The sequence below is a fragment of the Chitinolyticbacter meiyuanensis genome (genome assembly GCF_008033135.1).
Taxonomy (GTDB): Bacteria; Pseudomonadota; Gammaproteobacteria; order Burkholderiales; family Chitinibacteraceae; genus Chitinolyticbacter; species Chitinolyticbacter meiyuanensis.
In genome coordinates this window covers 3,172,270-3,189,671 of the sequence record NZ_CP041335.1, presented here as the reverse complement: position 1 = coordinate 3,189,671, position 17,402 = coordinate 3,172,270, and the positions used below count along the sequence as shown (strand labels likewise).

General features: G+C 62.7%; 23 protein-coding genes and 1 other RNA gene. 9 read left to right on the top strand and 15 right to left on the bottom strand.

The genetic code is table 11. From position 1 onward, the window contains the following. The 9 genes from FLM21_RS15160 to FLM21_RS15125 form a co-directional block, all read right to left on the bottom strand. Positions 1-1,929 carry a secretin GspD/PilQ domain-containing protein gene (locus FLM21_RS15160; RefSeq protein ID WP_187359925.1) on the bottom strand — a complete coding sequence of 643 codons (1,929 nt, stop codon included), beginning with the start codon at positions 1,927-1,929 and terminating at the stop codon, positions 1-3. Beyond that, on the bottom strand, positions 1,926-2,456 hold the full coding sequence (locus tag FLM21_RS20875; RefSeq protein ID WP_187359924.1) for a hypothetical protein: 531 nt from the start codon (positions 2,454-2,456) through the stop codon (positions 1,926-1,928). Before FLM21_RS20875 ends, FLM21_RS15160 begins: the two co-directional genes overlap by 4 nt. Beyond that, on the bottom strand, positions 2,456-2,980 hold the full coding sequence (locus tag FLM21_RS15155; protein ID WP_148716371.1) for a hypothetical protein: 525 nt from the start codon (positions 2,978-2,980) through the stop codon (positions 2,456-2,458). Before FLM21_RS15155 ends, FLM21_RS20875 begins: the two co-directional genes overlap by 1 nt. Continuing rightward, the gene (locus tag FLM21_RS15150; RefSeq protein WP_148716370.1) at positions 2,977-3,504 is read right to left on the bottom strand and encodes a hypothetical protein; all 528 of its coding nucleotides are present in this window, start codon (positions 3,502-3,504) and stop codon (positions 2,977-2,979) included. The genes FLM21_RS15155 and FLM21_RS15150 overlap by 4 nt, the downstream gene beginning before the upstream one ends. Beyond that, entirely contained in the window at positions 3,501-4,310 is an 810-nt protein-coding gene (locus tag FLM21_RS15145) for a hypothetical protein (RefSeq protein WP_148716369.1), read from the bottom strand. The genes FLM21_RS15150 and FLM21_RS15145 overlap by 4 nt, the downstream gene beginning before the upstream one ends. After that, positions 4,291-5,952 (bottom strand): GspE/PulE family protein, encoded by a 1,662-nt coding sequence (locus FLM21_RS15140; protein WP_148716368.1) that lies wholly within the window; start codon positions 5,950-5,952, stop codon positions 4,291-4,293. The genes FLM21_RS15145 and FLM21_RS15140 overlap by 20 nt, the downstream gene beginning before the upstream one ends. A gap of 28 nt (positions 5,953-5,980) precedes the next feature. Further along, on the bottom strand, positions 5,981-7,153 hold the full coding sequence (locus FLM21_RS15135; protein WP_148716367.1) for a type II secretion system F family protein: 1,173 nt from the start codon (positions 7,151-7,153) through the stop codon (positions 5,981-5,983). A 25-nt stretch (positions 7,154-7,178) separates the two neighbouring features. Next, positions 7,179-7,598 carry a type II secretion system major pseudopilin GspG gene (gene gspG / locus FLM21_RS15130; protein ID WP_148716366.1) on the bottom strand — a complete coding sequence of 140 codons (420 nt, stop codon included), beginning with the start codon at positions 7,596-7,598 and terminating at the stop codon, positions 7,179-7,181. A 482-nt stretch (positions 7,599-8,080) separates the two neighbouring features. After that, positions 8,081-8,674: a superoxide dismutase gene (locus FLM21_RS15125; RefSeq protein WP_148716365.1), complete on the bottom strand. Its 594-nt coding sequence runs from the start codon at positions 8,672-8,674 to the stop codon at positions 8,081-8,083. A gap of 170 nt (positions 8,675-8,844) precedes the next feature. On the opposite strand from FLM21_RS15125, the gene FLM21_RS15120 reads away from it, so the two are divergent. After that, positions 8,845-9,771, top strand: a complete 927-nt coding sequence (locus tag FLM21_RS15120; RefSeq protein ID WP_148716364.1) for a CobD/CbiB family protein — start codon at positions 8,845-8,847, stop codon at positions 9,769-9,771. Between the two features lie 14 nt (positions 9,772-9,785). After that, entirely contained in the window at positions 9,786-10,442 is a 657-nt protein-coding gene (locus FLM21_RS15115) for a fumarylacetoacetate hydrolase family protein (protein WP_148716363.1), read from the top strand. A gap of 56 nt (positions 10,443-10,498) precedes the next feature. Here the strand turns inward: FLM21_RS15115 and FLM21_RS15110 are convergent, their stop codons facing one another. The 4 genes from FLM21_RS15110 to FLM21_RS15095 all read right to left on the bottom strand — a co-directional run bounded on the left by FLM21_RS15110 (position 10,499) and on the right by FLM21_RS15095 (position 12,771). Beyond that, a complete protein-coding gene (locus FLM21_RS15110; RefSeq protein WP_187359923.1) occupies positions 10,499-11,164 on the bottom strand; it encodes a Crp/Fnr family transcriptional regulator in 666 nt (221 codons plus the stop codon). 19 nt (positions 11,165-11,183) lie between these two features. After that, positions 11,184-11,615, bottom strand: coding sequence for a hypothetical protein (locus FLM21_RS15105; protein ID WP_222846708.1), 432 nt, complete (start codon positions 11,613-11,615; stop codon positions 11,184-11,186). A 49-nt stretch (positions 11,616-11,664) separates the two neighbouring features. Beyond that, the gene (locus FLM21_RS15100) at positions 11,665-12,327 is read right to left on the bottom strand and encodes a Tim44 domain-containing protein (RefSeq protein ID WP_148716361.1); all 663 of its coding nucleotides are present in this window, start codon (positions 12,325-12,327) and stop codon (positions 11,665-11,667) included. A gap of 87 nt (positions 12,328-12,414) precedes the next feature. After that, a complete protein-coding gene (locus FLM21_RS15095; protein WP_148716360.1) occupies positions 12,415-12,771 on the bottom strand; it encodes a dihydroneopterin aldolase in 357 nt (118 codons plus the stop codon). 87 nt (positions 12,772-12,858) lie between these two features. Between FLM21_RS15095 and plsY the strand changes: the two genes are divergently transcribed. Beyond that, positions 12,859-13,479 carry a glycerol-3-phosphate 1-O-acyltransferase PlsY gene (plsY, locus tag FLM21_RS15090; protein ID WP_148716359.1) on the top strand — a complete coding sequence of 207 codons (621 nt, stop codon included), beginning with the start codon at positions 12,859-12,861 and terminating at the stop codon, positions 13,477-13,479. Positions 13,480-13,482: 3 nt separating this feature from the next. Here plsY and smpB read toward each other — a convergent pair whose 3' ends face one another. Beyond that, complete coding sequence (gene smpB / locus FLM21_RS15085) at positions 13,483-13,938, bottom strand: SsrA-binding protein SmpB (RefSeq protein WP_148716358.1); 456 nt, start codon at positions 13,936-13,938, stop codon at positions 13,483-13,485. 71 nt (positions 13,939-14,009) lie between these two features. Here smpB and FLM21_RS15080 point away from each other — a divergent pair, with 71 nt between their 5' ends. Then, the gene (locus tag FLM21_RS15080; protein ID WP_148716357.1) at positions 14,010-14,993 is read left to right on the top strand and encodes an asparaginase; all 984 of its coding nucleotides are present in this window, start codon (positions 14,010-14,012) and stop codon (positions 14,991-14,993) included. 39 nt (positions 14,994-15,032) lie between these two features. Beyond that, positions 15,033-15,130: signal recognition particle sRNA small type (ffs, locus tag FLM21_RS15075), an RNA gene on the top strand. A 56-nt stretch (positions 15,131-15,186) separates the two neighbouring features. Here ffs and FLM21_RS15070 read toward each other — a convergent pair. Next, complete coding sequence (locus FLM21_RS15070) at positions 15,187-15,384, bottom strand: hypothetical protein (RefSeq protein WP_148716356.1); 198 nt, start codon at positions 15,382-15,384, stop codon at positions 15,187-15,189. A 30-nt stretch (positions 15,385-15,414) separates the two neighbouring features. Between FLM21_RS15070 and FLM21_RS15065 the strand changes: the two genes are divergently transcribed. Genes FLM21_RS15065 through FLM21_RS15050 form a run of 4 tightly spaced genes read left to right on the top strand, consistent with a single transcriptional unit; the run spans position 15,415 to position 17,365 of the window. Further along, a complete protein-coding gene (locus FLM21_RS15065; protein WP_148716355.1) occupies positions 15,415-15,978 on the top strand; it encodes a septation protein A in 564 nt (187 codons plus the stop codon). Continuing rightward, entirely contained in the window at positions 15,978-16,277 is a 300-nt protein-coding gene (locus FLM21_RS15060; RefSeq protein WP_148716354.1) for a YciI family protein, read from the top strand. Before FLM21_RS15065 ends, FLM21_RS15060 begins: the two co-directional genes overlap by 1 nt. Continuing rightward, positions 16,277-16,540 (top strand): BolA family protein, encoded by a 264-nt coding sequence (locus FLM21_RS15055; protein WP_148716353.1) that lies wholly within the window; start codon positions 16,277-16,279, stop codon positions 16,538-16,540. Before FLM21_RS15060 ends, FLM21_RS15055 begins: the two co-directional genes overlap by 1 nt. A gap of 51 nt (positions 16,541-16,591) precedes the next feature. Continuing rightward, positions 16,592-17,365, top strand: coding sequence for a peptidylprolyl isomerase (locus FLM21_RS15050; RefSeq protein ID WP_148716352.1), 774 nt, complete (start codon positions 16,592-16,594; stop codon positions 17,363-17,365). The last annotated feature ends 37 nt before the right edge of the window (positions 17,366-17,402 follow it).

Here is a 17,402-nt window from a genome sequence, read left to right as displayed (position 1 = left end):
TCAGCGCCGGCCGAGCCCGCCGGTGCTGCGGACCGGCGCGGGGGCAGATTGCTCCTGCGGCACGGGTTGCGGCGCCGGTTGTGGCTGCGGTACCGGTTGGGCTTCGGGCGCCGGCGCGACGTAAGGCATCGGTGCGCCACCCCCCCCGGTGACGTTGACCGTGGATGCATCACGCAGACGCAGTGGATCGGTCGAGATCGAGCCCTCGGTGCCGCTGTCGAACTGGGTCACGTACTGGCCCGGAACCGGCAGGTTACGCACGATGCGCGGGGTGATCATCAACACCAGCTCGGTTTTCTCGGCATTGTCGTTGCGGGTACCGAAGATGCGATCGAGGATGGGCAGATCGCCCAAGCCTGGGATCGAATTCTTGGTGACCTGGTTGATCCGCTGCAGCAAGCCGGCCAGAACCTGGGTTTCGCCATCGCGGGCCGACATATTGGTCTCGGCGCGGCGGGTGCCGATGCGATAGGCGATCAGGCCGGTAGTGGTGCGGATGGTGTCGACGATGTTGGAGACTTCGAGCTGTACCTTGACGCCGATGTCGCCATCGTTGGTCAGCTGCGGCTCGACATTCAACGTCAGGCCGACGTCCTGATAGTTCACGGTTTCGGTCGAGACGCCGTTCGAGTTCGTCGTCGTCACCACCGGCACGCGATCACCGATCACCACCTTGGCCTTGTCGCGGTTCTTCACCCGGATTTTCGGGTTGGCAAGGATGGTGCTGTTGCCACGGGTCCGGCTGAAGTTGGCGGTCGCGGAGATGGAGCCCACGTTGACCAGCACATTGCTCTTGTTCAGGTTGGAGAGCTCAGCCAGGTTGAGCGGAGCGAGTGCTGCGCCATCACGCGTGGTATCGAACGTCGCCTTGATCGAGTCGGGGTAGTCGATACCCAGATTCACCACGTCGGTGCTACCCACTTCGAGCACTTCCACTTCGAACACCACTTCGGACTGCGGCAGATCCTGTGCCGCGATCAGCCGCTCAGCCACCGAGATCGCGTCGGCGGTATCGCGCATGATGATCATGTTCAGTCGCTCGTCGATGTAGACGTCGCGGGTCTTCACCATCTGCTTGAGCATCGCCAGCACCTGCTTTGGATCGGCGTTGTTCAAGTAGAAGGTCTTCATCACCAGATCCTTGTAGTCGCGATCCTTATCGGGACGACGCGGGTAGATCATGATGGTGTTGTCGTTGAGGATTTTCTTGTCGAGCTGGTTGGTGGCCAGCAGCAGATTGATCACGTCCTCGACCGTGGTGTCGCGGGCGAAGATGGTGGTCTTGAGGTTGGGCGGCACATCGCGGTCGAAGATGAAGTTCACCTTGCCAATGCGGGCGATGATGTCGAACACGCTCATCAGTGGCTGATCGCGGAACTGCAGCGAGATGGGGCTTTTCAGTGCCTGCGCGAGGGATGGCTTGAGGCTGGCCTCGCGGGCCTTGCGCGATTCGATATCCGACTTGATGCGCAGTGCCTGATTGTTGTTCGGATCTTCCGCCAGTACTTGGCGGATCACCTGCAGCGCTTCTTCCGGCCGGGTGTCCTTGTTGTCGCGGGCGAACTTGACCATGGAGTCGCGCTTGGCGGCGCTTTCCAGCAACGCCAGTGCTTCCTTGGCGCGATAGTTGTTCTTGTCCCACGACAGGATCTGCTGGTAACGCGCGGTGGCCGTGGTGTAGTCGCCGCGGCGGATGGCGTTGTCGGCATCGGCTTGCAATTCCAGCAGCAGATTCACCAGCGCACGCTCGTAGGCAGCCCGCAGCTTCAGGTCGTCAGGGTGTTCCGCCAGTTTTTCCTTCAGCAGCGTCAGGCCTTGTTGGCTGTCGCCCTGGTGGATCAGGTCTTCGCCCTGCTGGCGGGCGAGATCGGCGGCGCAACCCGCGATCAGGCCGGCGGAAATAAGGGTAACGATCAACGCACGCTTCACGGCGTTCCTCCTACCGGCAGCGTCTGCTGCTGATTCAATGGCATGTATGTAAAGACCACGGCTTCGCGGCTGATCGAGTCGAGCCGGTAACTGCCGAGCAGGGTTTCGCCTTGCTGGATGCGGCCGAGCGCATCGCAGCGCTGGCATAGCACGAATTGTTGGCCCGCCGCTTCGACCACGATCTGGTCGACGCCACGCTGGTGCCAGGAGCCAACCACCGTGAATGGCAACGGGGGGGCGACCGGGATCGGCGTCGGCGGTGGCGGGCCGGGTGTCGGTGTCGGCGGTGGCGGCGGTGCCCAGCTCTGCGCCGGGAACAGGTTGGCGAGCACGGCGCTTGCTGCCACGGCACTGGCTGCACTGGCGCCGGAGGCGGTCGGCGCGGTGGTGTCGCGGGTGATTTCGCCGGCGGCGCTGCGCGGGCGGGCGGAGGCCTCGACCGTCTCTTCGCCCTCGCCCTGCATCGCGGTGTAGATCACCAGCCCTAGGGCGCCAGCCAGCAGGATAAGCACGGGACGCGACAACATCAGCGCACCTCCGTGAGATAAGAGAGCTGCAGCTGCACGGTCAGCAGCTCGTCGCCGACTTGCAATCGCGATGCCGACAGCGCTTCGACCCGCACCCCTGGTTGTGCTTCCATCGCACCGATGAAGTCACGCAGATCCGGGTAGCGGCCGTTGGCCGGGAACTGCACGCCGTAACGCACCAGCGCGCCATCGGCCTCGGTCACCGTCTTGTATTCCGACTGCAGTACCGAGAGCCGATGCTTGCCGGCGATCTGGGCCGAGTCGCGCAAAAAGGTGGTGAAGCTATCCGGCGGATTGAGATCGGCCTGTTCGATGGGCGAGGGCGGCTGCACGGCGGCACGCTTGAGTTCGGCCAGGTCGCGGTCCAGCTTGATTTCACGCTCGGTGAGGTCGCGTTCGAACGGCTTCACGTCCTTGGTGTAGACCAGCGCAGCAAACACCAGCAGGCCCAGGCCCACCAGACCCAGCAGGCCGGCGTAGCGCGACCACTGTCGCGCATGCCATTTCAGCTGCTGCGCGTTCATGGCTTGTCCTCCCGCCACTGGATCTCGATCGCGGTCTGCACCGGGCGATATGGATCGGCCAGCTTCACCCCCTGGCGGGCCAGTGTGACACGCTCGATCGCCGGCTTCTTGGATATGGCATCGACCAGCGCCAACGCGTCGTCGAGTGTGCGCGCTTCAAGCTCCAGCTTGATGTTGCGATCGGCCACGCTGACGTCGATCCGGGTATAGGCAATGTCCTTGGTCCAGGTCTGCTCCAGCACCGACAGTGCGGGCAGCATGTGTGCACGTTGCGCAGTGAGGATGCGAGCCACTTTCTCGTTGGCCGGCTCTTTCTTCTGCTCGGCGACGCGGGCTTCTTCCATCTTGCGCTTGCGCAGCTGGTATTGCTCCTCGCGTTGGCCCAGCTGTTCGGCTGCTGCTTTGCCCAGGTCCTGCTGGTCGACCACCCAGATCATGGCGACGGCGCCGATGGCGGTGAGCAGCAGCCCCAGCCAAGGCGTCTGCCGCGGGGTCTTGTGGAAATCGAGCTGGACCGCCTTCATGCCGTCGCTCCTTGCCATTCGCTGCGATGACCGAAGTGTGCGTGCACGCCGCCCAGCCATTGTGCGTCGAAGTCACCGGCTTCGCCCGACAGCATGCCGAGCTCGGACGACGCGACGTAGACCTGATCCGGCAATGCCTGGCCGGCCAGCATCGCGGCGTCGCGCACCAGCGCGGCCAGGGCATAGGCCTCGGCTTCGCCGCTCATGGTGTTGGGCAGTGTCACCACGCCGCGCCAGGCGTGGCCATGATGGAAGGCACAGGTGGCGTGATCCGCTTCCAGCAGCAGGAAGGCGAACTCCTTGCCCTTGAGCTTGCGCTGGTGCAGGTTGATCGCACTGGTCAGCAGCGGCGTGACGCCAGCGAGCTTGAGTCGGGACGAGCGCGCCAGCTCGGCCAGCGTCTGGTAGAAGCCTTCGTCGACCGCGGCGGCGAGCCGAGGCTGGCCGAAAGGCCCAGGTGCGACGCGGATACGCCAGTTTTCCACTGGCACGGCGTATTGCTTGGCAAACACCACTGCCGCGTAGCCGCGCCAGTCGTTGTCGTTGAACAGGTTGTCCTGCCATGGCAGCACTGCATAGCGGGCCCAGCTGCCGCCCAGCAGCAGTTGCAGCCTGTCCTGCTTGAAGGCGCTGCGTGGTGCGTCTGCCAGTAGCTGTTGCAGCCGCATCACGGCGGTATCGGCATTGTTGTCGATCGCCGCGCGCTGCCGGCGCACGCCGGACCCTCCCGCCGGCCAGCCCTGGCTGGCGAGCAGGGCGTGGTGGCGGGTCAGCCACGCGCAGTGCTCAATCCACAAAGGTGACACGGTTGATTTCCTGAAGGGTGGTTTCGCCGCGCGCCACAGCCTTGAGCGCGACCTGGCGCATCGAGATGAAACCGTGGCTGGCTGCCAGTTGCTTGATTTCCACCGCCGGCCCACGGGCGGCGATGCCTTGCTTGAGTTCATCGTTGAGTCGCAGCACTTCGGCAATGGCGCGGCGGCCGAGGTAGCCGGTGTCGCGGCAGGCCTGGCAGCCGGCACCCTTGCGGAAGCGCCAGCCGGCCACCTGTTCGCGCGTCAGGCCGGAGACCTTGAGCGTCTCGTCGTCCGGTACATCATCGGTGATGCAATGCGAGCAGATCTTGCGGATCAGCCGCTGGGCTACGACGCCGATCAGCGCGTCCACGAAGCTGTTGGGCTCGACGCCCATGTGCATGAAGCGGTCGAGCACCGAGAACACGTTGTTGGCGTGCACCGAGGTCAGCACCAAGTGACCGGTCAGCGCGGCCTGCACCGCAATATTGGCGGTTTCGCCGTCACGGATTTCCCCGACCAGGATCTTGTCCGGGTCGTGGCGCAGGATGGAGCGCAGGCCGCGGGCGAAGGTGAGGCCCTTCTTGTCGTTGACCGGGATCTGCAGCACGCCGGCAAGCTGGTATTCCACCGGGTCCTCGATGGTGATGATCTTCTCTTCACCGGTATTGATTTCGGACAGCGTGGCGTAGAGCGTGGTCGACTTGCCCGAACCGGTGGGTCCGGTGACCAGCAGCAGGCCATAGGGCTCGTGCGACAGGTTGCGGATCGCGGCCATGGTCTGCTCGTCGTGGCCGAGGATGTCGAGCCGCAGCTGCTTGAATGCGTCGCCGCCGTTTTGCTTGTCCAGCACCCGCAGCACCGCGTCCTCGCCCCAGATCGAGGGCATGATGGAAACACGGAAGTCGATGTCGCGCTGGTTCATCAACACCTTGAAGCGACCGTCCTGCGGGATGCGGTGCTCGGAAATATCGAGATCGGCCAGCACCTTGAGCCGGGAGATCACCTGCTCGGCGGTCTCGGTGCCGTTGGCGCCGCCGATATGCAGCAGCACGCCGTCGATGCGGTACTTGATGGCGAGCCCGGACGGTGTGCTTTCCAGGTGGATGTCGGATGCCTTGGACTTGAGCGCATCGTACAGCGTGGAGTTGACCAGCTTGACGATGGGATTGGTGTCCTGGGCGATGGTCGCAAGCGAGATCTCGGTGACCTGTTCGCCGCTGTCGCTGCTGTTCTCGCCGACCGCGAGTTGATCCATCGCGCGGTGCGAGGTCTCGAAGCTTTCCAGGTAGTGCCGCAGGTCGTCGTAATGGGCAAAGGCCGAGCGCACGCCGGCCGGCACACGCTGCTGTGCCCAGTTGCGGGTGATCGGATCGAACGGATCGCCCAGTACCAGCAGCTGAGTGCCATCGGTATCCTCGACCACCAGGCATTGGCGCGACACAGCATCGGCGTAGGGGATGACGTCGTAGCGTGGAAACAGCGCGGAGAGGTCGTCGGTGGTCAGCGTCGGCATGCCGAGAAAGCTGCCGACCTCCTCGCGATAGCTGACGTCGTCAAGCCCCAGTGTCTGCTGCAGCAGGAAGGGCAGGCCATTTTCGCCGGTGGCGTTCTGGCGCAAGTGCTGGATCAGGTCCAGGGTCAGCTCGCTCATCGCAAGGCTCCGGCGGCGAGGTGCTTCGTCATTGCATGTTTCCTGCGAGTTCGAAGATCGGCATGTAGAGCAGGAACACGATGGTCCCGATCATCACGCCGATGATCAGCATCAGAATGGGCTCGAACAGCCGGGTGAACATCTCGATGGCGCGCTCCAGTTCCTCGTCGCAGAACTGCGCGGCGCGCTCGGTCATGGTGGCCAATTCGCCGCTCTGTTCACCGACGCGCAACAGGCGCTCGGACACCGGCGTGGTCAGGCCGTACTTGGGCAGGATGCTGGAGAGCGGCTGGCCGGACTTGATGTCGACAATGGCACGTGTCAGCGCAAGGCGCATGTTCTGCGGCAGCAGCTGCGCTGCCAGGTCCATGGCGGCGATGATGGACAGACCACCGGCCAGCAGCAGGCCGACGGTGCGGTAGAAGCGGGTGAGCGCAAACAGCCGGCGGTATTCTTCCAGCCGCGGAATGCGCCAGAACAGCTCCTGCAGCATGGCCTGCACGGCCTGCGTGCGGAGCAGCATCACGACGGCGGCGATGGTGCCGATGATGGCGGCGAAAATCACGGTGCCGTTGCTGTGCACCAGCTCGCCCCACCACAACATCACCTGTGCGGCGAACGGCAGCGTCTTCATGCTGGCGTAGATCTGGCTGAACTTGGGAATCACGTAGAACAACAGGAACAGCATGATGGCCCCGCCGATGGTGATAATCACCATCGGGTAGACCAGTGCCGACACTACTTTCTTGCGCACCATTGCCAATCGGGATTCGTAATGGTGATAGCGCTTCAAGGCGTCGGCCAGGTGACCGGTCTTTTCCGCCGAGCCCACGGTGGCGATGTATAGCGGTGGAAAGTGCTCGGGCATGGTCGACAGTACCCGCGACAGCGGCAGGCCCTGATACAAGCCTTCAATGATGCGGGTGAGCACCACGCGGCTGCCATCCTGCGCGCTTTTTTCCTTCAGGGTTTCGACCGCTTCGACCAGCGTCAGCCCGGCCTCGATCAGCGCGATCAGCTCCTGCGTGAACAGCGAGAGTGCGAAATCGCTCTTCTTCAGCGAAAAGCTGCGTTCGGCGCGGAACGAGACCGGCTGCATGCCCTGGCCGGCCAGGCGTTCCCTGAGCTCGGCCTCGTTGGCAGCCTCCAGCTCAAGCTCGGTCATCTGACCGGCCTGTATGGCTTTGACCTTGTAACGCATGATGGCCTAGGCGTTCTGGGTCAGCTCAGTACGCGATGTCTGCGTCTTCGCCGCTGCCGCCGGCCTTGCCGTCGGCACCCAGCGTCAGCAGGTCGAATTCACGGCCGTTTTCGCCGGGGCGCTTGTAGACATAAGGACGGTCCCACGGATCCTTGGGGACTTCCTTGGTGAGGTAGGGGCCGTTCCACTTGTTGGCATCCGCCGGCTTGGCGGTCAGTGCGCCCAGACCCTGCTCGGTGGTGGGGTAGCCGCCGTTGTCGAGCCGGTACTGGTCGAGCGCATCGGACAGCGACTTCATCTGTCCGGCAGCAGTCTTGCTGCGGGCCTCACCCACCTTGCCGAACAGTCGCGGGCCGACATAGCCCGCCAGCATGGCGATGATCAGGATAACGACCAACAGCTCAAGCAGCGTGAAGCCACGAGCGAGGGAACGATGATTGCGCATTTCTAGTTATCTCGATGTGCTGTGATTGAAATCCGTTGCCCAGATGGGCCACGGGCTTCATTCCTCCGTGCACCATCGTAATACGCCGTTTTGGCGGGCGGCAAGCGGCCAGTATGCGTCAAACCTAATATTGTCGCGGCCTGCACGCGCATGACGCCTGGCCGGAAGGTGTGGGTTCGAGCGCTGATAGGACTGATGTAAGCATGCACGGTTCCACGCGCGATCGCTGCTCGGTACGTAAGCTTGTTGTGAAAACGCGACGCTGCCTCCGGCGGCGGCACATCCAGGCAGGATGCGCCCTGGCGTGGTGATCAACGCGAAGTCCAGCGAAACCGCCGTCAGGAGAGCAATGGGGTGATGCTGCATTGCAGCAGCTGTACGGGGTATTTGTCAGCCACAAAAAAGGGACAGCTCAGGCTGTCCCTTTTTTGACCGCAATCGGAACCGTTAGGCCCCGATGAGCGGGAAGGTTATCGGCGTACTCAGGCCGCCAAGCGCTGGGCAATCACGTCCCAGTCGACCAGCTTCCAGAAGCCTTCGAGGTAGTTCGGGCGGCTGTTGCGGTAGTCGATGTAGTAGGCGTGTTCCCAGACATCACAGGTCAGCAGGGCTACATCGGCGGTAGTCAGCGGCGTGCCGGCGGCACCGGTGTTGACGATGTCGAGGCTGCCATCGGGCTTCTTCACCAACCAGGTCCAGCCCGAGCCGAAGTTGCCGGCGGCCGCAGTGTTGAATGCCTTCTTGAATTCGTCGAACGAACCCCACTTGGCATTGATGGCTTCTGCAAGTGCACCGACGGGAGTGCGATCGGTGCCGCTCGGGTTCGGGGCGAAGCCCAGCCAGTAGAACGTGTGGTTCCAGGTTTGCGCTGCGTTGTTATAGAGGCCACCGGCCGGAGCGGTCTTGACGATCTCTTCCAGCGACTTGTTCTCGTTGTCGGTGCCCTTGATCAGGTTGTTCAGATTGGTGATGTAGGTCTGATGATGCTTGCCATAGTGGTAGGACAGCGTTTCGGCCGACAGGTGAGGGGCGAGGGCGTCCTGGGCGTAGGGCAGTTCGGGCAGCTTGTGTTCCATCGTGGATCTCCGTGTTGGTCGGTTCTGTGGGGATTCGGGGGCAGGGCTAGCATGGGGGCTGGGGCGGCGATTTCAAGCCTGCCGTTGTGTGACTTCGGTGCAGGCGGGCCGCTGTGGTATCGTTTGCCTGAAAGCAATGCACTGGCCCAGCAGTCAGAAAAAGAGCAGCCATGACCATTTTATCCTTGATCCTCGCGCTTGCGCTGGAGCAGTTGCGCCCCATCAGCAACCGCAATCCGGCGTATCTCGCCTTCATCCGCCTTGCCAACCGCCTCAAGCGTGCCCTGAATGCCGGGGAGTACCGCAACGGCATCTACGGTTGGCTGGTGGCGGTGTTGCCGCTATTGGCCATTGCGGTGGGCGTCTACTTCCTGCTGGCCCACTTCAACCCGGTGATAGGTTTTGCCTGGTCGGTGCTGGTGCTGTATCTGACCATGGGTTTCCGCCAGTTCAGCTCCGCGTTCTCAGGTATTTCCCGTGCCCTGCAGGCGGAAGACCTGCCGACGGCGCGTGCCTTGCTCGCTGAATGGACTGGGCAGCATGCATCCGAGATGAACGAGGACGAAGTGTCGCGGGTCGCGGTCGAGCAGGGCCTGATCGACTCGTATCGGTATGTGTTCGGCACGCTGTTTTGGTTCGTTGCGCTGGCGTGGCTGGCCGGCCCTGCCGGCGCGGTGTTGTACCGCGCATCGAGTCTGCTGGCGCAGAAGTGGGGGGCGTACTCCGATACCGAGCCGTTCGGGCGCTTCGCTCTCGCGGTGCAGGAGGCACTGGACTACCTACCGGTGCGCCTCACCGCCGCGAGCTTCGCCGTGATGGGCGACTTCGAGGATGCGGTCTATTGCTGGCGCTCGCAGGCACGTGCCTGGGGCAACTACGCGCATGGCATCCTGTTGGCGACCGGGGCGGGGGCCATTGGCATTCGCTTGGGCGAAGCGCTGCATCAGGATCACACGGTGAAGTTCCGGCCGGAACTCGGCATCGGCGATGCGGTAACGCCCGATTACCTAGCGAGCGCGGTTGGCCTGATCTGGCGTTCGGTGCTGCTGTGGGTTGCCATCGTACTGCTGTTCAACGCGGCGCGCTGGCTGGCCTGAAGGGTAAAAAATAGATGCCTGTTCCCTCGATCGCGATCGGCGCCCGTACACTGCGCATCGCCAACATCTTCTGCGTGGCGCGCAACTACGTTGCCCATGCCGCGGAGATGGGGTCGAGCATCGGCCCCGAGCCGGTGGTATTCCTCAAGCCGACATCGGCGTTGATGCCACATGGCGACGCCATTGCGTTGCCGGATTGGTCAGTGGAAATCCATCACGAGGCCGAGCTGGTCGTGGCCATTGGTCGCGATGGCCGCAATATCGACCGGGCTGCGGCCATGTCCTATGTCGCAGGATATGCGCTGGGGCTGGACTTGACCGCGCGCGATGTGCAGCGGGTGGCCAAGCAGAATGGGCAGCCATGGACGTTGGCCAAGGGCTATGCCGGGTCGGCGGCACTGACCCGGTTCGTGCCGGCACCAGCAATCCCATTTCCGGGCGAGGTCAGCTACCGCTTGGAAATCGATGGGGAAACCAGGCAATACGCCGAGGCTAGCCAGATGGCTTTCGATATTCCGGCCTTGTTGGTCTGGCTATCGCAGCGCTTCGGCCTGACCGAGGGCGATCTTGTCTTCACCGGCACGCCAGAGGGCGTGGGGCCGATTCGCTCGGGCCAGCAATTGCGCCTGGTACTGGGCGGGCTGATCGACGAGACGTTGAGCGTGGCTTGAAATTGGTCGGACCATAAAAAAAACGGGGCAGATGCCCCGTTTTTTGTTGCTTCCGTTCAGAAGCGTTCCGGCAGTTTCTGCAGGATGATGATGCGCTTGTTCTCGAGCTTGACGTAGCCGCCGAACACCAATTCCTTCAGGATACGGGCAATCATTTCACGCGACGAGCCGACGCGATCGGCGATGGCCTGTTGTGTCAGCGGTTCGGCGATCATCCAGTGATCGTCCTGCGTCTGGGCGATCTCTTCGAACAGTGCGCGTACCCGGCCGTAGACGTCGAGCAACGCCAGGTTCTTCATCGTCAGCGACAGCTGGCGGATGATGCGGGCGAGGTTGAGGATGAGCTTGTCCTTCAGCTGCGGATAGGTTTCCAGTGCGGTGCGGAAATCCTGCTTGCTGAACATGATGAAGGTCGAATCCTCCTCCACCTGAACCGACCAGCTGCGCGGCGCGTCGTCGATCATCGAAATTTCGCCGTACACGCTGCCCGGCTCGCCGATCTGGAACACAAACTCCTTGCCCTGATTGTCGCTGGTGAAGGATCGGGTGCGTCCTTCCATCTGCAGGTACATGGCTTCGGCCGGATCGTCCTCACGAAACAGGAAGCTGCCCTTGGGCAATTGCCGTTTGACTGCGGCATGCATGACGACCTCAAGATCGGCGTCGGAAAAGTCCTCGAAGATCGGGATCTGGGTGAGGAAGGCGCGGACTGTGGCGTCCATGATGTGTTTCTCCGTGATGCTAATGTTCTGCCGTTGCCGGCTTCGCTTCGCTGGCGGCCGAGGCGGATGCAGGTGCTGCATCGGCAGCTTGCGGCGGTGCAACGGGGTCCACCGGGGGCGGGACGATGTCTAGTTTTTTCTGCTGCATGTATTCGTTCATCTCCTTCCAGCCGGCGAAGATGTCGGCCTTGGAGATGCGGGAGTTGCGCTGGTAGCAATCCTCCAGTGCCCGGCCACTATGCCGGCACGCAGCACCGACGGCCTTGCCATTCTCTGCCTGCTGATCGAGCAACGCGCCGACGCGATCACACCCGGTGAGCAACAGGAAGGGAAGAAGCAGAAGCAGTCGGCTGGCGGGCATGGCGCGGCTTATATGAGCGTGTTCTGATCGGCGATTGTAGGAGAAATCATCGCAGCCGCGAAACATGCAGTCGCGATACTCCTCTGGCATGACAGTACCACCAAACTTGGGCCGTCGTGATGACGTGGCTGCGGGCGAGTCAGTCTTGCTCGCTCATCGACCACAGCAGCCAGCGCTGGTTCCCGCCTTGGCGCCGGGCAAAGCGCCAGGTCTCCTGGAACGGCGCTGAATTCGCCGAGGCCACGACTTTCCCGTAGTAGCGGACGTGGGCAACCAGCTGTTCGCCTTGTTGCTCGGCATTGACGAGCTCGATATGCAGTTCGGGAAACTCGGCTAGCTCGCCCTGGGCGATGTCCGGGCGGTTCAGTTCCTCGAAGAGTTCCGGGGCCAGATACTTGCGCAGCTGCTCACGCTTGCTCGAGTCGGCTTCGGCGCGTAGATGCAGGAAAGTGGCCTTGGCATGCCGCAGGAAGGCACGGGTTTCAGTGCCATCCGGCAGCTTGCCGGAGCGCGCGATGTCGGTGGCCACGCCCTTACCTACATGGTAAAAGCGCTGCCGTTCCTGGCTTTCGGTTTCCCAGCCTGGCGCAGGCCGCGTTTCGGGATACGGGTCCGCCACTGGGCGTTCGCTGCGGCGCAGGTAAAACAAGCCACCCAGCGTGAGCGCGCCCAGCAGGATGAGCCAAGTCCACGGCAGGCTGCCCGATTCGGTACCGCTGGCCTGCTGTGCCTGAGGCACGGCATATGCGGCGCTGCTGGCCAGCAAGGCGGGGAGCAGTCTGAGTGGAAGGCGACGGTCCATGCGTTCGGTGTGGGCGCGACGTGGTGGAAAGGTCGGTAGGCGATGTGTCTATAAGATAGTCGAATCGGCGACGTTGCGGCGTGGTGCTCAGCCGCGGCTGCCGCGCTCGACGGTGACGCCGACCCGGCCGACTTCGTGCAGGATGCCAAGCTTGGTGACCGAAACGCGCGTCCACGGCGAGCTGAAGTCGTGCATGATCACCTGGGCGATATGGTCGGCCAGCGCTTCGAGCAGCAGGAAGTGTTTTTCCTCAAGAATCCGGCGGATATCGCTGACCACCTTGTCGTAATCGATGGTGTCGGTGAGGTCGTCGCTGGTACAGGCGCGTGTGGAGGGTAGGCCGATTTCCAGATCGAGCTCGACCACCTGTGGGGCGACGCGCTCCCAGTCGTACCAGCCGATCAGCGTGCGGGCACGCACCTTGTGCAAGAAGATAATGTCCATGATTTCGCCGACAGGCGGGGGCGGGTTTGACGCCGCTTGCGCCAGATGCCTTACAATGCCGAGCACTCGATTGTAGTGGATTTTGCAATGACACCGCTAATCGCCATCGCGGCGGCCTATCTGATCGGATCACTTTCCTTTGCCGTAATCGTATCGCGCGCCTTGGGCATGGCCGACCCGCGTACTTACGGTTCGGGTAATCCCGGTGCCACCAACGTGCTGCGCAGCGGCAACAAGAAGGCCGCATTGCTGACCTTGCTCGGCGATGCGCTGAAGGGCTGGCTGGCGGTGTTTCTGGCGCTGTGGTTGGCGCCCCGGCTTGGCCTGTCGGTGCGCGATATCGCGCTGGTGGCGCTTGCCGCCTTCATTGGCCATCTCTGGCCGGTATTCTTCGGTTTTCGCGGCGGCAAGGGTGTGGCGACGGCGGCCGGCATCCTGATCGCGCTCGATTGGCGCGTTGGCCTGATGGTGCTTGTCGTGTGGCTGGTGATCGCCAAAGGCTTCAAAATTTCGTCGCTGGCCGCGTTGACCGCTGCGGTGCTGGCGCCGCTGCTCACGGCGTGGCTGATGCCGGAGCGTGATTATCTATGGGCGACGCTGGCGATCTCCGTGCTGCTGATCGCACGCCATCATCAGAACATCCGCGACCTGTTTTCCGGCAAGGAAGGCAAAATCGGCGAAGGCCTCGACGACGACGCTACGCGCTGATATTCAGCCACGCTTGGCGGTGTCGCGAACCAGGCGCTGCTTCTCGCGCTGCCATTCGCGATCCTTCTCACTCTGACGCTTGTCGTGCAGCTTCTTGCCCTTGGCGAGCCCCACTTCCAGTTTGATGCGGCCCTTGGTGTAGTGCAGGTTGAGCGCTGCGACGGTGTAACCGGAGCGGGCGACGAGGCCGGCCAGCTTGTCGATTTCGCGGCGATGCAGCAGCAGCTTGCGGGCGCGGACCGGGTCGGGATTGATATGGGTGGAGGCGGTGACGAGCGGCGAAATGTGTGCGCCCAGCAGCCAGAAATCGCCCTTGGCGTAATTGACGTAGGCTTCCTTGAGCTGCACGCGGCCCGCACGGATCGCCTTCACTTCCCAGCCTTCCAGCACGAGGCCCGCCTCGTAGCGTTCCTCGATGAAGTACTCGTGAAAGGCCTTGCGATTGTCGACGATGGTCATGGCGTGGGGCTTGAAGGTAAACCGCGATTGTAACCAGACAGGCCGCCACTGGCCTACCGAGAGGCAAGGCCATGCGCATCAGGGTGATCCATACCGGCGGTACCATCGGCATGCGCCCCGGCCCGCACGGACTGGCAACGGCACCTGGCTGGCTCGCCGGTGAGTTGATGCGGCAATACCCATATGTCGACGTCCACGAATATGTGCAGCTGCTCGATTCCAGCAGCATGACGCCGGCAGACTGGGTGCGGATCGCACAGGATGTTGCCGAATCCGCTGAAGGCTACGACGGTTTTCTGGTGCTGCACGGTACTGACACGCTGGCCTGGACGGCGGCGGCCCTGGCTTATCAGCTGCAAGGGCTGGGCAAGCCGGTGCTGCTGACTGGCGCCATGCGCCCATGGGGCGCAGCCGAAAGCGATGCGCCGCGCAACGTGGCGGCCGCACTGGCATGGCTGGAATCTGCCCATCAGGCCACCATCGGCGTCGTATTCGCCGGTCGGCTGTGGCCGGCTACCCGGGTGCGCAAGATGGACTGCGACGCACTGGACGCATTTTCCGCGCCGAACGCGGCGGCGCTCGCGGTGTTTGAGGCTGGCGGGTGGCAACTGGCAATGACCAGCAACGCATTGACGATTGGCGAGCCGTTACAGCCGCTGGCGGCCGATGCGCGTGTGCTGCATCTGACATTGGCGCCTGGATGCAATGCCGACTGGCTGGCCGCCCAGTTGCGGCAATCGCCACCGGATGGGCTGCTGCTGTCTACCTATGGCAGCGGCAACGCGCCGGCGCACCCGGCCTTGCTCGAGGTGCTGACCCGATTGGCTGGGCGTATCCCGATGGTCAATCTGACCGCATGCCCGCGCGGTACGGTCGCCATGGGGCAATACGCGGCCGGCAACGCGCTGGCAGCAGCGGGTTTGTGGAGCGGTGGCGACATGACGCCCGAGGCGGCGCTGGTGAAGCTGCATTGGCTGTTGGCGCAACCTCAGCCGTTGGCGATGCTACGCCAGCGTTTCGAGACCTGTGTGGCCGGTGATCGCACGCCAGCGTAGGCGGGTTGAGGCAAACGTGATATAGTTTCACTCCTCTACGGCGGGTCTCCCCGCATGGCTAGAAGGTGAACCTGGTCAGGTCCGGAAGGAAGCAGCCACAGCTTTTGATGCCAGTGCCGGGGGTCAGGCTCGCCACCTCCCCATTCCCCGCGATGATGAAATTTTGTTCATTCATGGTCGCTCAGCAGTTCCTTCAAATATTCTTGAAAAGCCAGAAATAAAATTGATCCCGGTCAAGGCGGCCGGGCCGGATGGCGCGCAATATGGGTTCCGCAAGCTGATGCTTCGTGTATCTCCAGTGGTAATTGAGCGCCATGTCCCGCATGGCGCTTTTTTTTTGCGCTTTGCGACCGGTGGTACTGCCTTGTATTCGCAACAGGGCGCGCTGCATAATGCGCCATCGCATCGGTCCCGCTGCCCAATGAAGTTTCTCTTCGATCTCTTCCCCATCCTGATTTTCTTTGGCGTCTACATCGCCACCAAGGATCTCTATGTCGCCACCGGCGTGGCGATTGCCGCGACGGCGCTGCAGGTGGTCTTCTCCTGGCTGCGCTGGCGCAAGGTGGAGCTCACGCTGTGGATCAGCTTCGGCCTGATCGCAGTGCTCGGCGGCGCCACGCTGCTGCTACATGACAAGACCTTCATCCTGTGGAAGCCCACCGCCCTCTACTGGGCCTTTGCCCTGGTACTGGGCGTGGCCAAGCTGTGGAAGGGCAGGGATCTGATCCAGGTGGTGATGGGGCAACAACTGTCGTTGCCGGCACCGATCTGGAGTCGTGTCACCTGGTCCTTCGTCACCTTCTTTGCGGTGATGGGCGTGATCAACCTGTTCGTGGCCTTCAGTTACAGCGAAGAGACCTGGGTCAAATTCAAGACCTTTGGCACGCTGGGGCTGACGCTGGCCTTCATGGTTGGTGTGGGGCTGATGCTGTCGCGCCACCTGCAGGATGACGCACCGACCAAGCCGCTGACGGACGACAAGTGATGCTGTACGCCATCATGGCTACCGACAAACCCGAGAGCCTTGCCGACCGTCTGGCACAGCGGCCGGCGCATCTGGCGCGGCTAGACGCGCTGAAGAACGAAGGCCGGCTGGTTCTGGCGGGTCCGTTTCCGGCCGTCGACAGCATCGACCCAAGCCCGGCCGGTTTTTCCGGCAGTCTGATCGTTGCCGAGTTCGCCTCGCTGGCCGACGCCGCGGCCTGGGCTGAGGCGGATCCGTATCGCGTCTCCGGTGTGTACCAAGCGGTGACGGTGAAGCCATTCAAGCACGTGCTGCCGTGATGGAGCTGATTGCCGAAATCCAGCAACGCTTGGCCGTGCTCGAACCCGAATCGCTCGATGTACACGACGACAGCGCTGCGCATGCCGGCCACGCCGGTGCTGCCAGTGGCGGCGGGCACTTCGAACTCACGGTGGTGTCGGCTGTCTTTACCGGTCAGACGGCCTTGGCGCGCCATCGCCGTATCTATAACCTGTTGGCCGACCTGATTCCGTCACGCATCCATGCGCTGCAGATCCGGGCGCTGACCCCGGACGAATTCTGAATCGAATCAACCGCAGTTCAGCTGCACTTTCCCGAGAAGGACCAAGCAATAATGCGTCAAACCAAGAAAATCGTTGTTGCCGTTTCCCTGGCCCTGGCTGCCACCGGTGCAGTCGCTGCGGTCGCTACCGTGAACGGCGTGGCCATCCCGGACAACCGTGCGGACTTCTTCGTGAAGCAGGTCACCGAGCGTGGCCAGAAGGACAGCCCGGAACTGCGTGCCAAGGTGAAGGAAGAGCTGGTTCGCAATGAAGTACTGGCCCAGGAAGCCGCCAAGAAGGGCCTGGAAAAGAATGCCGACGTGAAGACCCGTCTCGATCTCGCGCGCCAGCAAGTGCTGGTCGGCTCGCTGATCAATGACTACGTCAAGGCCAACCCGGTTTCCGAAGCCGACCTGAAGAAAGAGTATGACCGCATCAAGGTCAACTTCTCGGGCAAGGAATACAAGGCACGCCACATCCTGGTTGCCGACGAGAAGACCGCACAGGACATCCTGGCCGATCTGAAGAAGGGCAAGAAGTTCGATGACATCGCCAAGGAAAAGTCGATCGACAAGAACAGTGGCCAGAACGGCGGCGATCTCGGTTGGGCCAACCCGAACTCCTTCGTGCCGGAATTCGGCAATGCGCTGAAGGAACTGCAGAAGGGCAAGCTGTCCGAGCCGGTGAAGTCGCAATTCGGCTGGCACATCATCAAGCTCGACGACGTGCGCGATGCCAAGGGTCCGAGTTTCGACGAAGTGAAGCCGGAACTGCAGCGCGAGCTGCAAGGCCGCAAGGTGCAACAGTACGTCGACGATCTGGTCAAGAAGGCCAAGATCCAGTAATTCCGGATCAGGTCATCACGCCCCGCCTTGTGCGGGG